Origin of the sequence: Gilliamella sp. Pra-s60 (assembly GCF_009795755.1) — a bacterium.
In the GTDB taxonomy this organism is placed as follows: domain Bacteria; phylum Pseudomonadota; class Gammaproteobacteria; order Enterobacterales; family Orbaceae; genus Gilliamella.
In genome coordinates this window covers 23,461-38,319 of the sequence record NZ_WTFA01000003.1, presented here as the reverse complement: position 1 = coordinate 38,319, position 14,859 = coordinate 23,461, and the positions used below count along the sequence as shown (strand labels likewise).

The 14,859-nt window shown below is 34.5% G+C and carries 13 protein-coding genes; 4 read left to right on the top strand and 9 right to left on the bottom strand.

Annotation, left to right across the window (positions count from 1 at the left end):
- Nucleotides 1-11 precede the first annotated feature (11 nt).
- The 9 genes from cra to GQ596_RS03200 all read right to left on the bottom strand — a co-directional run bounded on the left by cra (nt 12) and on the right by GQ596_RS03200 (nt 10,261).
- Nucleotides 12-1,016: a catabolite repressor/activator gene (cra, locus tag GQ596_RS03240; protein ID WP_160400255.1), complete on the bottom strand. Its 1,005-nt coding sequence runs from the start codon at nt 1,014-1,016 to the stop codon at nt 12-14.
- Nucleotides 1,017-1,200: 184 nt separating this feature from the next.
- On the bottom strand, nt 1,201-1,956 hold the full coding sequence (locus GQ596_RS03235; protein ID WP_160400254.1) for an ATP-binding cassette domain-containing protein: 756 nt from the start codon (nt 1,954-1,956) through the stop codon (nt 1,201-1,203).
- Nucleotides 1,953-2,924, bottom strand: coding sequence for an iron chelate uptake ABC transporter family permease subunit (locus GQ596_RS03230; protein WP_160400253.1), 972 nt, complete (start codon nt 2,922-2,924; stop codon nt 1,953-1,955). The genes GQ596_RS03235 and GQ596_RS03230 overlap by 4 nt, the downstream gene beginning before the upstream one ends.
- The gene (locus tag GQ596_RS03225) at nt 2,914-3,870 is read right to left on the bottom strand and encodes an iron chelate uptake ABC transporter family permease subunit (RefSeq protein ID WP_160400462.1); all 957 of its coding nucleotides are present in this window, start codon (nt 3,868-3,870) and stop codon (nt 2,914-2,916) included. Before GQ596_RS03225 ends, GQ596_RS03230 begins: the two co-directional genes overlap by 11 nt.
- Before the next feature lie 11 nt (nt 3,871-3,881).
- Entirely contained in the window at nt 3,882-4,835 is a 954-nt protein-coding gene (locus GQ596_RS03220) for a siderophore ABC transporter substrate-binding protein (protein ID WP_160400252.1), read from the bottom strand.
- 219 nt (nt 4,836-5,054) lie between these two features.
- A complete protein-coding gene (glnG, locus tag GQ596_RS03215; protein WP_160400251.1) occupies nt 5,055-6,512 on the bottom strand; it encodes a nitrogen regulation protein NR(I) in 1,458 nt (485 codons plus the stop codon).
- Between the two features lie 11 nt (nt 6,513-6,523).
- A complete protein-coding gene (gene glnL, locus GQ596_RS03210; protein WP_160400250.1) occupies nt 6,524-7,573 on the bottom strand; it encodes a nitrogen regulation protein NR(II) in 1,050 nt (349 codons plus the stop codon).
- A gap of 77 nt (nt 7,574-7,650) precedes the next feature.
- Complete coding sequence (glnA, locus tag GQ596_RS03205; RefSeq protein WP_160400249.1) at nt 7,651-9,060, bottom strand: glutamate--ammonia ligase; 1,410 nt, start codon at nt 9,058-9,060, stop codon at nt 7,651-7,653.
- Between the two features lie 226 nt (nt 9,061-9,286).
- Complete coding sequence (locus GQ596_RS03200; RefSeq protein WP_160400248.1) at nt 9,287-10,261, bottom strand: DUF4952 domain-containing protein; 975 nt, start codon at nt 10,259-10,261, stop codon at nt 9,287-9,289.
- Between the two features lie 129 nt (nt 10,262-10,390).
- On the opposite strand from GQ596_RS03200, the gene GQ596_RS03195 reads away from it, so the two are divergent.
- The 4 genes from GQ596_RS03195 (at nt 10,391) to aas (ending at nt 14,846) form a co-directional block, all read left to right on the top strand.
- Nucleotides 10,391-10,831, top strand: coding sequence for a rhodanese-like domain-containing protein (locus tag GQ596_RS03195; RefSeq protein WP_160400247.1), 441 nt, complete (start codon nt 10,391-10,393; stop codon nt 10,829-10,831).
- Nucleotides 10,832-10,854: 23 nt separating this feature from the next.
- Entirely contained in the window at nt 10,855-11,331 is a 477-nt protein-coding gene (secB, locus tag GQ596_RS03190) for a protein-export chaperone SecB (protein ID WP_160400246.1), read from the top strand.
- 40 nt (nt 11,332-11,371) lie between these two features.
- Nucleotides 11,372-12,385 (top strand): NAD(P)H-dependent glycerol-3-phosphate dehydrogenase, encoded by a 1,014-nt coding sequence (gpsA, locus tag GQ596_RS03185; RefSeq protein ID WP_202113730.1) that lies wholly within the window; start codon nt 11,372-11,374, stop codon nt 12,383-12,385.
- A 319-nt stretch (nt 12,386-12,704) separates the two neighbouring features.
- On the top strand, nt 12,705-14,846 hold the full coding sequence (gene aas / locus GQ596_RS03180; protein WP_160400245.1) for a bifunctional acyl-ACP--phospholipid O-acyltransferase/long-chain-fatty-acid--ACP ligase: 2,142 nt from the start codon (nt 12,705-12,707) through the stop codon (nt 14,844-14,846).
- The last annotated feature ends 13 nt before the right edge of the window (nt 14,847-14,859 follow it).

The window sequence follows — 14,859 nt, the reverse complement described above, 5'->3', positions numbered from 1 at the left end:
TTATCAATTTATTATCGTCCTAAGCTACCGCGATAGATCAATCGTCTTGGGATAATTGTTGTGCCAGATTGATAATTCTGATTATCCATATAGTCTAAAAAAAGTTTTATTGTGACGTTAGCAACTTCTTTATGATCTTGTGAAAGTGATATGACTTTACATGGTAAAAAGTCTAACAACTCGTTATCACCAAAAGTCGCAATGGTTAAGCTTTCAGGTAAATGACCAAATTTTCTTAAAATTGCATCGATCGTTCCTTGTAATAACGAAAAGGAAGTGGTGAAAATACCATTAGGCATTTCATTGTGTTCTAACCATTGACTAAAAGCTAAATCGGCATCGTGACGACTATAATTATTTGCATATAAAAAATCAACTTTATTGCAACGATTAAGTTTGGTATCGTTAAAACCATCAAGACGGAGTTGGCTAACCGATAAGCTAGGTAAAGCCCCAATATAAACAACAGAGCCTTCTACAAAATTATTGAATGCTTGAGCCAATAATGTTGAGTCTTGTTTATCTGCACCAACGATGTTTCTAAATTTTGTTGTAGATAATGTTCTATCAAGTGCAAATAGTGGGATTTTTTCGTTTCGCCAATCATCATAAAAAAGATAGTCTTGGGCAGAAACAAATGACGATGAAATCAATAATGCATCGACGCGACGTTGTTGTAGATGTTTAACGCACTCTTTTTCGATTTGTGGATTATCTTCTGAACATGCAAGTAATAATTGATACCCTTCTTTTCTTACCAATTGTTCTAAATAATTAGCAATACGGGTATAACTGTTATTTTCTAAATCAGGAATAATAATACCAATAGTGCGGGTTTTACCTGCTCTAAGTCCAGCTGCAACTGCGTTAGGTTGGTAATTGTACTCTTTTACCACCGACATGACTTTTTCGATTGTTTTATCACTAACGCGGTATTTTTTGGCTTTTCCATTAATCACATAGCTCGCCGTGGTTCTTGATACACCAGCCAAAAGTGCGATTTGTTCTAATTTCATAACACAATCTCAACTAAAATACTGTTATTTAACCTGAATCAAAACCATTTGTAAATCTGATTCTAATGTCTAGTCAATAAGTTAGCTATATTTTCATATTATAAAAAATTTAAGATGGCTACTCTAAAAAAATAGTACTTAGCCAAAATCTAAATACTATCAATAATAATAAATGCATTAATCATTAGTAATAGATAGCAATATTTTGACCACTAATATTTTCAATCTTGACAGCTGTATCAAAGATATCTTCCAAAATAGCCTCATTCATGATCTGTTGTGGAGTACCTTGATATACCAGTTCACCATTTTTCATGGCTAAAATATAGTCTGAATATACAGATGCAAAGTTGATGTCATGAATAACAATCATAATTGTTTTATTTAGCTCATCGGCAGCTCGGCGTAATTGTTTCATCATGGCGACAGCATGCTTCATATCGAGATTATTGAGCGGTTCGTCAAGTAATACATATTCCGTATCTTGACATAACACCATAGCAACATAAGCACGTTGCCTTTGTCCACCAGAAAGCTCATCTAAAAAACGATCTTTATATTGCGTAAGATCTAAAAACTCAAGAGCTCGGTGGATATGCTCGTAATCGTCAGCCGTTAAGCGCCCTTTGCTATAAGGATAACGCCCAAATCCGACTAATTCAAAAACAGTTAATCGGCTAGTAAAACGATTTTCTTGTCTTAATACAGATAAATAGGTTGCTAGCTTATCGCTTGGTGTGCTTACAACATCCATGTTTTGAATTTTTACTCGCCCTTCATCAGCAAATAATAGTCGACTTATAATCGATAATAATGTCGATTTACCAGCCCCATTTGGACCAATAATAGCAGTAATACCACCTTTTGAAATTGTCGCATTGACGTTTTTTAATACCGGTATTGTTTGATAGTTTTTACTAATATTATCAATTTCTATCACATCGGAACCTTTTTCAATAATAAGAAGATAAACAATGAACCACCTATAAATTCAATCACAATCGATAATGCACCAATCATATTTAGCACCCGTTCTAAGAACATTTGCCCGCCAACAAGAAATATCACCCCCAATAAAAAAGCAGTGGGAAGTAAAAAACGATGCTGGCTTGATCCACTAACACTATAAGCTAAATTAGCAATTAAAAGCCCTAAGAAAGTAAATGGTCCGACTAATGCTGTTGATATGGAAACCAAAACAGACACAAGCAATAAAATAACGGTGACACTTTTTTGGTAATCAATGCCTAGATTTATAGCATTATCACGTCCTAACGCCAGAACATCAAATTGATATCGCATTCGCCATAAAAACAAACCAATAATACAGGCAATAATTAATGAAAAGATAATCAACATTGGTTCGGCACGGGTAAAGGTAGCAAAAATTCGGCTTTGTAATATTGCAAACTCGGAAGGCGTCATTAGACGCTGTAATAGGTTAGAAAAGCTACGGAATAATGTTCCCAAAATAATACCGATTAATAATACTAAATGTAAATTTTGCTTGAGCTTAGTAAACAAACCCCGATATAAAAATAGTGAAAATAAAATTAATAAAAGTGATTCAAATATAAATCGACCAATAACACCAATATAGGGAATACCTTGTGCATCAAGACAGAAGATCACAACAGTTTGAATAAGTACAAACAGTGATTCAAATCCCATGATAGAAGGTGTTAATATCCGATTGTTAGTAACGGTTTGGAAAAGTAATGTTGATGTTGCTGCCGAAAAGGCAACTAAAATCATTGTTAGTATAATCCAAGTTCGATGCTTCAAAATGTAGTTAATATTTCCTTTAAGACCAATTGTCATAAAACAAACGACACACATTGATGCAATAACAAACAATAAAAAGACCCTTTTATGACTTGAAATATGACGGTTTTGATTAATTAACATAGCGTTTTCGACTCAACAATATTAAAAAAATAATAGCGCCAATTACGCCAAGAATAACACTCACTGGGATTTCAAAAGGATAGCGAATTATCCGCCCAATAATATCGCAAATCAAAACCAATCCACTGCCAAATAAACAAACCCATGGAATGGTTTTACGAATATTGTCACCAAATAATAAGCTGACAATATTGGGGACAATTAATCCAAGAAAGGGTAAAACGCCAACAACCACAACAACAATACCACCAATCAATGCAATGACAATAAGTCCAGTCAACATAACACGACGATAATTAAGTCCAACATTGATCGAAAAATCACGACCTAACCCAACAACAGTGAATTGATCTGCACTCCAACAAGCAAGTAATGTTAATCCGCCAACTAACCATAATAATTCGTAACGGCCTTGCAAAATAGCAGAAAAATCACCAGACTCCCAACCTGCTAGTGATTGTAACAAATCAAAATACATGGCAAAAAATGTAGTCGCTGCACTAATAATCGCGCCCAACATAACGCCAATAAGAGGTACCATCAGTGCCGATTTAAAAATGATTTTACGAGAAATTGCCATAAAGACCATCGTGCCAACCATTGCAAATAAGCTTGCAACAGTCATTTTAGTCATAACACTTGCACCAGGAGCTAACACCATCATGATTAATAAACCAAGACTGGCCGATTGCGTTGTGCCAACTAACGAGGGTTCAACAAATCGATTTTGAGTCAACAGTTGCATAATTAAGCCAGCAACACTCATTGCGCTACCAGCTAACAATAAAGCAACCGTTCTTGGCACTCGACTAACAAAGAAAATCTCACGCATGTTGCTATCAGACCATAGTTCTAATAGCGTCACGTTTCCGGCACCAATAAATAAACTTATTGCAGTCATGATCAATAAAATGAAAATGCCTGCAATAAAATAAAATGATTTAATCATGCTTTACATTAATGTGCAGGCTCAGCTTGCAAAGCTACGCTAATTTGTTCCATCAAATTGCTATAAGTTTGAATACCGCCAGAAATATAGATCGACGTTGAATCTAAGTAAACAATATGGTTATGTTGCCATGCTGAGGTTTTTTGAATTAATTCGTTATTCAATACTTGCTGTGCTGATTGTGCTTCTTTGTTACCAATTGCATTATCTCTATCTAAAACAAATAACCACTCAGGGTTAACACTTAAGATAAATTCCGAAGTAACAGCATTACCATGGCGCCCAGCTTCTTGGAAAGTTGTAGCGGGTTTGAATCCTAACACATCAAATACAAAACCAAAACGAGATTTCGCACTATAAGCAGACATTTTGCCACCATTAACCATAATAACTAATGCTGTTCCTGCTGTACTTGTTTTAGGTTTTAGCTGTTCTATTCTTTGATTAAAATCAGCTAATAATTTATTTGCTTCATTTTGTTTATGAAAAATCTCGCCCAATTGTTGTGTTCTTTGCGTTATGCTTCCTAAAAAGTCATTGTAATCAATATCTAATGAAATCGTTGGCGCAATATCATTTAATTTTTTATAAGCATCATTAGCACGACCACCAGCAATAATGATATCAGGCTGAATAGAACTTAATACCTCGTAATTTGGTTCAAATAAAGTCCCTACATTGGTGTAATCTTTACTGCCGTATTTAGATAAGAAAGTGGGATAATGTACATCTGATTGAGGTACTGCCGTCACAGGAATATTCAATGCGTCCATAATATCAAGCGTTGCAGTGTTAAAAACAACAACTTTTTTAGGGTTGTCTGGAACTTCTGTTTTACCTTGAGAATGTTCAATGGTCACCGTTTTTACCGGCGATTGCTGTTCTTCTTTATTATCACATCCCACTAAAACAAATAATACAGTAAGTAGTATGATGGACTTCGTTTTAATATATGAATACATTATAACTCCTAATTATCGGCCTGATTAAAAATCCATGAAAAGATAATTATAATAATTATCATTTACATTCCGATTGTAACGAAAAAAGGCATAAGGTTCAATGAACTTTAAAGATTAAAAAACACAATATGTAACAAAAGACAAGATAAATAGAAGTAAACAATAATCACAGGACTGAAAAGCTACCGATTTATTCGGTAGCATAAAAAATATTGATATTTAAAAATTTTGATTTGAATCAACAGATAAATCTTTAAGTTTTCGAGTTAACGTATTGCGTCCCCACCCTAATAGATGAGCGGCATCCTGTTTATGACCTCTAGTAAAATTGAGGGCACTTTTTAATAAGATACATTCAACATCATGTATCACTTCAGTCAAAATGCCTGTTTTCCCACTCATAAGGGCTTGTTTTGCCCATTGTTCAAATAATAGTTTCCAATCGGCTTGTTGTTGTGGCAATAGGGTAGTAGACAATGCTGAATATTCATCATTTGTCGCAACCGTTTTAGTTGTTGATGACAGCAACAATTCTGGCGGTAAATCTTGAACAAGAACTTCTTTGCTGGAAGACATTACAGTGATCCATCGACAGGTGTTTTCAAGTTGGCGAACATTACCTGGCCAGTTAAATCGACATAAAACATCTAATGCTTCGGGTCTTAATATTTTACTTTCTACACCAAGTTCTTTTGCTGTAGTATACAAAAAGTGCTCGGCAAGTTTTGGAATATCTTGCGACCTATCCCGTAAAGGTGGAAGTAATATACGAATAACATTCAAACGGTGAAATAAGTCTTCTCTAAATTTACCTTCTCTGACTCTTGCTTCTAAATCTTGATGTGTAGCAGCAATAATTCGCACGTCAACTTTAATGGGTGAATACCCCCCAATACGATAAAATTGCCCATCAGCTAAAACTCTGAGTAATCGAGTTTGAACATCAAGTGGCATATCACCAATTTCGTCCAAAAACAAAGTGCCACCATTAGCTTGTTCAAACCGTCCATGCCTAATTTGAGCTGCACCAGTAAAAGCGCCTTTTTCATGCCCAAACAGTTCAGATTCAATTAGGTCTTTAGGAATTGCGGCCATATTTAACGCAATAAAAGGGGATTGTGAACGTGGACTGTGGGTATGTAGAGCTTTAGCAACTAACTCTTTACCTGTGCCTGATTCGCCATTGATCAGTACACTAATTGATGATTTAGATAATCGCCCAATAATACGAAATACCTCTTGCATTGAAGGGGCTTCGCCAATGATTCCTGTTGATGCTTTTGTACTTGTATTATTGTTAGTTTTATTAGTTTGAGTTTGAGAAATCGCCCTTTCAACCAGTTGTATAACTTCATCCACATCAAAAGGTTTTGGAATATAATCATAAGCACCTTTTTGATAAGCATTCACTGCTGCATCAAGATCCGAATGCGCAGTCATAATAATAACAGGTAAATGAGGCAATTTTTCTTTAACATAATGAAGTAATGTTAAACCATCAAGCCCCGGCATTTTAATATCCGAAATTAACACCACTGGTTTTTCAACATAAGTGTCCAAAGCCTCCATAACCTCTTGCCCTGTCGAAAAACAGACACAATTAAAATTGGCATGTGTTAGTGCTTTTTCTAATACCCAGCGAATGGAGCTATCATCATCAACAATCCAAACATTCATTTTAATTTACCTCACTGCTTAATTGGCAAATAGACAGAAAACATTGTATGCCCTGGCCAACTATTAAATTCAATTTTACCACGATGTTGATCAACAATATTATGTGCAATAGAAAGCCCAATACCTGTACCACCTTCATAACCACTCACCATAGGATAAAATAAGGTATCTTGAATATGAACAGGCACACCCGGACCCGTATCTTCAATATCGATACGAGCACATAAGCGGTAACGTTGTCCGTGTAAAGTAACCTGAAAAGCCGTTCTTGTCCTAATAGTAATTGTGCCAGAATTAGAACCAATAGCCTGTAAAGCATTACGAACAATATTTAGAATCACTTGCTCTATTTGTTCAGAGTCATGAATAAAATCTGGTAAGCTTGGGTCATAATCACGAAAAATCTCAATATTGATTGGCTTTTCTAAACACAGTAAAGCATAGATTCGCTCTATTGCTTGATGGATACTTTGCTCTTTTTGTTGTAATCGTTGTTGTGGTCCTAATAATCTATCTACAAGATTTCGTAACCTGTCTGCCTGTTCAATAATGATTTTTGTATAATCTTGTAATTCATTTTTAGGTAATTCACGTGATAATAACTGAGCGGCACCTCTTAATCCTCCTAATGGATTTTTAATTTCATGAGCAAGTCCTCTAACTAATTCACGAGCCGCATTTTGCTGAGCTTGTTGCAGTTGTTCTTGACTAAGGCGTTTATGATTATTTAATGGAACCATCTCAATTAAAATACGACCATTACCCAATAGCTGAGCGGTCAACGATAAAATATGTAGTTCATTATTAATAACTAAATTAACTTCATTATCGGTAAAACCTTGATTTTGTTCTAATGCACCAAGCATTAAATTAATATCTAATGAAAAATAACTTAATAAATCTGGAAAATAACTTTCTAGTATTTTTTTGTTACTTTGTGCTAATAACTGTTGTGCTGCAGTATTGACGTAAAGAATATTGAGTTTTTTATCAAGTAGTAAAATACTTGTAATCATTGAATCGAGAACAAGATTAGCATCAGATTCATTAGCAAATGTCATCGTCGGTTTTCCGTCCTGATTTAGGAACCACCGCATGCTAGCGGTGGTTTAGTGATTTAAATTATTTTAAAAATAACTTATAAGCTATAGTACATTTCAAACTCAACTGGGTGTGGAGTCATACGTACACGATCAACATCTTGACGTTTTAAATCGATATAAGCATCAATAGTATCGTTAGTAAATACGTTACCACGAGTTAAGAATTCGCGATCCGCGTCTAGTGCGCTGAGAGCTTCCTCTAGTGAACCTGCAACTTGTGGGATTAATTTAGATTCTTCTGGTGGTAAGTCATATAAGTTTTTATCCATAGCATCGCCAGGATGAATTTTATTGATGATACCATCTAAACCAGCCATTAACTGTGCAGCAAAAGATAAATATGGATTACCAGCTGGATCTGGGAAACGAACTTCAATACGACGAGCTTTAGGGCTAGTTACAACAGGAATACGAATTGATGCAGAACGGTTACGCGCAGAGTAAGCAAGCATAACTGGCGCTTCATAGCCTGGTACTAAACGTTTATAAGAGTTAGTCGCAGGGTTAGTAAATGCATTAATTGCTTTAGCGTGTTTAATAATACCGCCAATATAGAATAATGCCATTTCAGAAAGACCTGCATATTTATCGCCAGCAAATAAATTTACACCATCTTTCGCTAATGATTGGTGACAGTGCATACCTGAACCATTGTCACCAAACATTGGTTTTGGCATAAATGTTGCTGTTTTACCATAAGCATGTGCAACATTTTGTACTACATATTTATAGATTTGTACTTCATCAGCTTTTTTGGTTAACGTATTAAAACGACATGCAATTTCGTTTTGACCCGCGGTTGCCACTTCATGGTGATGAGCTTCAACCACTAAACCAAGTTGTTCCATAATTAAACACATTTCAGAACGAATATCTTGTGATGAATCAACCGGAGGAAGTGGAAAATAACCACCTTTCACACCAGGGCGATGACCTTTATTGCCTTCTTCATATTTAGTACCAGAATTCCAAGCAGCTTCGATATCATCAATATGCACAAAGCTACCTGACATTGGCGAACCAAAACGAATATCATCAAATAAAAAGAATTCTGGTTCAGGCCCAAAAATAACGGTATCAGCAATACCTGATGATTTTAAAAACTCTTCAGCTCGTTTAGCAATTGAACGAGGGTCACGATCATACCCTTGCAACGTTGCTGGTTCTAATACATCACAACGTAGATTTAATGTTGCATCTTCAAAAAATGGATCAATTACCGCCGTTGAGGCATCAGGCATTAATACCATATCTGATTCATTAATTCCTTTCCAACCAGCAATTGATGATCCATCAAACATTTTGCCTTCTTCAAAAAAATCATCATCAATTTGATTAACAGGGATAGTTACGTGTTGTTCTTTACCTTTAGTATCAGTAAAACGTAAATCAACAAATTTTACATCATTTTCTTTAATCAATTTTAAAACTTTTTGTGTAGACATGTAGCTTCTCCATTAAGGACAAATAATAATTGTTCAGTTTAAAAGGCGTTCTTGCCGAGTTATTAGATTATATGCAAATATGATGCCAATTTTTTAACTCTATTTTTTAGTAGCTTTATAAGCAGCTATAGTAACATAAATATTACAATTGCACTAAAATAAAGCAACAAGCACCAAAATAATGCACCAAAATAGTCACATAAAAATTAAAACCAATTTTTATGTCCTATATATCTTCTCGTAGTGCTTTAATGCTCAAATAAAAAGTTATTTTATTCCAGTCATACTCGATCGTTTCTTCTGAACTAAATACCACACTATACAGCATATGATCTTTAGGATTTACGAATGATGTAGAGGGATAACCATCCGTACCCCAATAACAGCAAATTAATTTCAGTTCACTTATTCCCATGGTGTTAGCTAAATACTGATGTGCTTGTTTAGCATATTTACCTTCAATTTTATAAATGACTTCAAGCGGTTTTCCTTGTCCTTTGTCATTTTTTATACAATCATTATATTTAAAGAAATCGGGTGCATCTGCATCAAACTCACGCAAAAAATCACGACAAGTTAAATCAGGATCATAGTAATAGTGAGGAAAATATTCAGGATGTTTGATTTTTACGTTACGAAGTTTTGTTTTCTTTAACTCAGAAATTTGTTCATTAAATTGGATTAATACATTTGGATTATTAGGAAATAAAGTTGCAAATAAGTCTGACTTTTGTTTTGCAGAAACATAATGGCTATTTGAAACAATATCAACAAACATTAAATTCCACAATTTTTCTTGTTGACTAATATAATGTGCAGCATTCACCTCGCTCATCATCAAATCATGATTAAATTGATTGAAATCTCGATAAACATCATAATAAAGATCAACCGCTTTATGTAGATCTTGCTCGGTACCATATCCATTTAAAATTAACCAAGCAAGGGAACGCTGAACATAAACTTTCTTGGGAAAATAAAGTTCAGTTTTCTTCATCAATTTCACATAATCACTATAAACTTTATGATAATCACCATTTTCTATATAACGATGTAAATCACTTAAGTTCTGCTCTATATAAGGATAAGAATTATCTATATCAATTTGCTGATTGATATAATCAGAATTGTCATCAGACCAAACAGGGAAAATTGAACAACAAAATAAACAAAACATGAAAATAAACTTTCGAATATACATTTATTTTTTCCTTAAAATTTAATAATCCCTATTTTTATAGAATAAGATTTCTCTTTTGGTACTGTATTTCAGTACATAATATAGTTATAATCAATACTTATATTTAAAAAATTAGGTAATCATACAAGTATGGAATTTATTACACTCGAAATTATACCTTTTGTAAAAAACCATCTTTTACTTTCATTAGGTTGGATAGTTTTATTTATTGCAATCATTGTATTAACCATTAAAGGAAAACTATCTAAAGTTAAAATTATTAATAATGCACAAGCTATCCAGATGATTAATAAGCAAGATGCCGTTATTATTGATATTCGTTCTGCGGATAGTTTTAAAAAAGGACATATCACAGATTCTCACAATGTTTTACCTATCGACATTAAAAATGCGAGTGCAAAAACAATTGAAAAATTTAAAGAGAAAATTGTTATTTTGATCGATGAGAATGGGTTATCATCAGCAGGTATAGGTGAAATACTTGTTAAACAAGGTTTTTTATATGTTCATGCCTTAAAAGATGGCATTGCAGGATGGAACGGCGAAAATTTACCATTAGTTAGAAAATAATTTTATAAAAATAAGGTTTTATTATGACAGAACAAAACAATACACAACAACCCGAAACACAATTTGCTATTCAACGCATTTATACTAAAGATGTTTCATTTGAAACTAACAATGTTCCTGAAATTTTTACCAAGCAATGGCAACCGGAATTAAATATTGAGTTAAACTCATCTTCACAAACATTAAGTGAAAATGTGTACGAAGTTGCGCTACGTGTCACTTTAACGGCAAAACAACAAGATGAGGTAGTATATATTTGTGAAGTAACTCAAGCAGGTATTTTTTCACTTATCGGATTTGACGACGGCCAAATTCAACATTGTGTTGGCGCTTACTGCCCAAATATTTTGTTCCCTTACGCGCGTGAAGTTATTTCCAGTTTAGTTAACAAAGGAACATTCCCTCAAGTAAATTTAGAACCAGTAAATTTTGAAGCTTTATTCATTAATTATCTTCAACAACAGCAACAACAAGCGGAATCGACCGAAACATTACAATAATAATGTTTTAGTTAATTAACGATAAGTTTATTGGAATATTATGAAAAAAAATGCTGCAGTTACAGTAATTGGCGCAGGCTCCTACGGGACTTCTTTAGCTATTTTACTAGCACGAAATGGTCATTCCACTCTATTATGGGGACATAACCCAAATAAAATGACCATTTTGCAGCATGATAGGCAAAATAAACAATTTTTACCCGATATTCCTTTTCCAGATTTATTACAAATTGAAAGTGATTTAAAAACAGCAGTTTCAGCTGCACCTATTTTACTCATAGTGGTACCAAGCCACGCTTTTGCAAGCACACTAACGCAAATCAAACCTTTTTTGCGCAAAGAGACTAAAATAGTTTGGGCAACAAAAGGACTAGAAGTTGATACAGGTCGATTATTACAAGATGTCGCAAGAGAGATTTTAGGTAATCAAATTTCATTAGCAGTTATTTCAGGCCCAACATTTGCCAAAGAAGTAGCATCCGGCCTACCTACAGCAGTAACTGTCGCATCGACTGATGATCAGTTTTTAGCTCAACTACAACATTTATTTCATTGCAGTAAAAGCTTTCGTGTTTATAGCAGCAAAGATTTTATTGGTGTGCAACTTGGTGGTGCAATTAAAAATGTTATCGCTATTGGCGCAGGATTATCTGATGGTCTTGGTTTTGGAGCTAATGCTAGAACAGCGTTAATTACCCGTGGACTTGCCGAAATGATGCGATTAGGTGAAGTATTGGGCGCAGATCCTGCAACCTTTATGGGAATGGCAGGACTTGGTGATCTTGTTTTAACTTGCACAGATAATCAATCCCGTAATCGTCGTTTTGGAATTTTACTTGGTCAAAATAAATCAATTCAAGAAGCCCAAGATGCCATTGCACAAGTTGTTGAGGGGCGTAATAATACCAAAGAAGTCTGGTTACTAGCCCAAAAATACCATGTTGATATGCCAATAACCGAACAAATTTATCAAGTTCTTTATGAAAATAAAGAACCCAAACAAGCTGCAATGGCATTACTTGGACGGTCACAAAAAGAAGAGCTAAAAAGCTAGTTTTTATACTCAAATATCTACCTAAAACTTTTTAATAAAAACTACTTTTCAATACCGACTTTTTTAATTAGATCAATAATATCATGTTTTAACAAACACTCGCTTTTTGATATCTAACATTAAAGGTTAGGCACGCATAAACAAAAAATTGGTAATTTTTTTAGTTTTTTATATTTAATATCCATTTTTTAAATCAAAAATCATTGTGAATAAAATTTTAACAATTTGTTTTATATAACAAAAATCACCTTTCTTGTATATTTTCTATATTTTCACTATTATTACAGAGTGTAATTTTGCACGATACTTGAGAAATCAGATGTTATTTAAAATATTAAAATTTTTCTTAAAGATCTTATTCCATGTAAAAATTCATGGTAATTTTGAAAACTTAAAACAAGATAGACTTCTTATTACTCCTAATCATGTATCTTTCCTTGATGGTATTCTAATCGGTGTATTTTTACCTGTAAGACCCGTTTTTGCTATTTATTCGGGTTATATTAATCACTGGTTAGTCCGCTTAGCAAAGCGTTATGTTGATTTTGTGCCAATGGATCCTCTCAGTCCAATGGCAATTAAGCGATTAGTTAGAGAAATTGAAAAAGGTCGCCCTATAGTGATATTTCCTGAAGGAAGAATTACTATAACAGGTTCTTTAATGAAAATTTATGATGGCGCTGCTTTTGTTGCAGCACGTTCTCAAGCAACCATCGTACCAGTTTGGATAGAAGGAGCAGAATTTACTCTGACCAGCCGTTTAAAAGGATTGTTTAAACGTCGCTTATTTCCAAAAGTAACCATTCATGTACTTGAACCGACATCAATTGCAATGCCTGATGCACCTAAGGCTAGTGAACGACGTTATATTGCAGGTGAAAAACTTCATCAAATTATGATGAATGCTCGTATGGCAAGTCGTCCCAAGTTAACACTTTTTGAAGCATTATTAGAAGCACAAGTTCGCTATGGCGTTAAATCGAGAATGGTGCAAGATCCAACAACACATGAAGCTTCTTATCGTAATCTACTCAAACAAATTATTGGCGTTAGTTGCATTATTGCCAAAATCACCAAAGACAAAGAGCGAGTGGGTGTTTTGTTACCAAATGCAACCATTACTGTTGCAACTATTTTTGGTTTATCAGTAAAAAATCGAATTCCAGCAATGCTTAACTATACCGCTGGAACAAAAGGTTTGAACTGTGCTATTACGGCTGCCGAAATTAAAACGATTATTACTTCACGCAAATTTATTAGAAAAGGTAAACTTGATTATCTACTTGAAGAAATCAAAGATGTTAAGTGGTGTTTTCTTGAAGATCTACGTCATAATTTAACCGTTACAAATAAACTTTATATCGCAATTCATCAGTATATTCCTCGATTAGTTAAATGCTCTCAGTCAAGTGATGATGAAGCACTAATACTATTCACCTCAGGTTCAGAGGGAAACCCAAAAGGTGTTGTCCATAGCCATGGAAGCCTACTTGCTAATGTTGAACAAATTCGGACTGTTATAGATCCAACCCCCGCAGATCGCTTCATGTCGGCTTTACCGCTATTCCATGCCTTTGGTATTACCGCAGGGTTATTTTTACCACTATTTTCAGGTAGCCGTACATTTTTATATCCAAATCCATTACATTACCGTATGGTCCCTGAAATTATTTATGACCAAAACTGTACGGTCTTATTTGGTACTCCAACTTTCTTGGCAAACTATGCCCGTTATGCACATCCATATGATTTTATGCGTTTACGCTATGTTGTTGCAGGTGCTGAAAAGCTATCAGACGCAGTACGAGAACAATGGAAAGATAAATATGGTATTCGTATTTTGGAAGGTTATGGTGTTACCGAATGTGCACCAGTTGTAGCACTTAATGTTCCCATGGCATTTAAAGCGGGTACTGTAGGGCGATTATTGCCGGGCATGACATCAAGATTAATTCACGTTCCAGGTATTAGTGATGGCGGTGAATTACAAGTCAAAGGACCTAATGTTATGAAAGGTTATTTACGTGTTGAAAACCCAGGCAAACTTGAAGAACCAGTCGCTATCGATGAACATGGAAAGTCCGAAAAAGGTTGGTATGATACTGGTGATATCGTTGCTATCGATAGAGAAGGATTTGTAACGATCAAAGGACGCCTGAAACGATTTGCCAAAATTGCAGGCGAAATGGTTTCATTAGAAAGTGTTGAAACCTTAGCAAAAAAAATCGACTCAGATGCAATGCATGGAGCAACAGTTAAAGCTGATGTGGCTAAAGGTGAAGCGATTGTCTTATTTACGACTTCTGAAAAATTAAATCGAGAACAACTTAACCTAGCCGCTCAAGAATTAGGTATCCCTGCATTAGCTGTTCCTCGTGATATTCGTGTGGTTAAAGCATTACCATTACTAGGTACAGGTAAAATCGACTTTATTACCCTACGAAAAATGGCTGATGAATAAACAAAGAGATGTC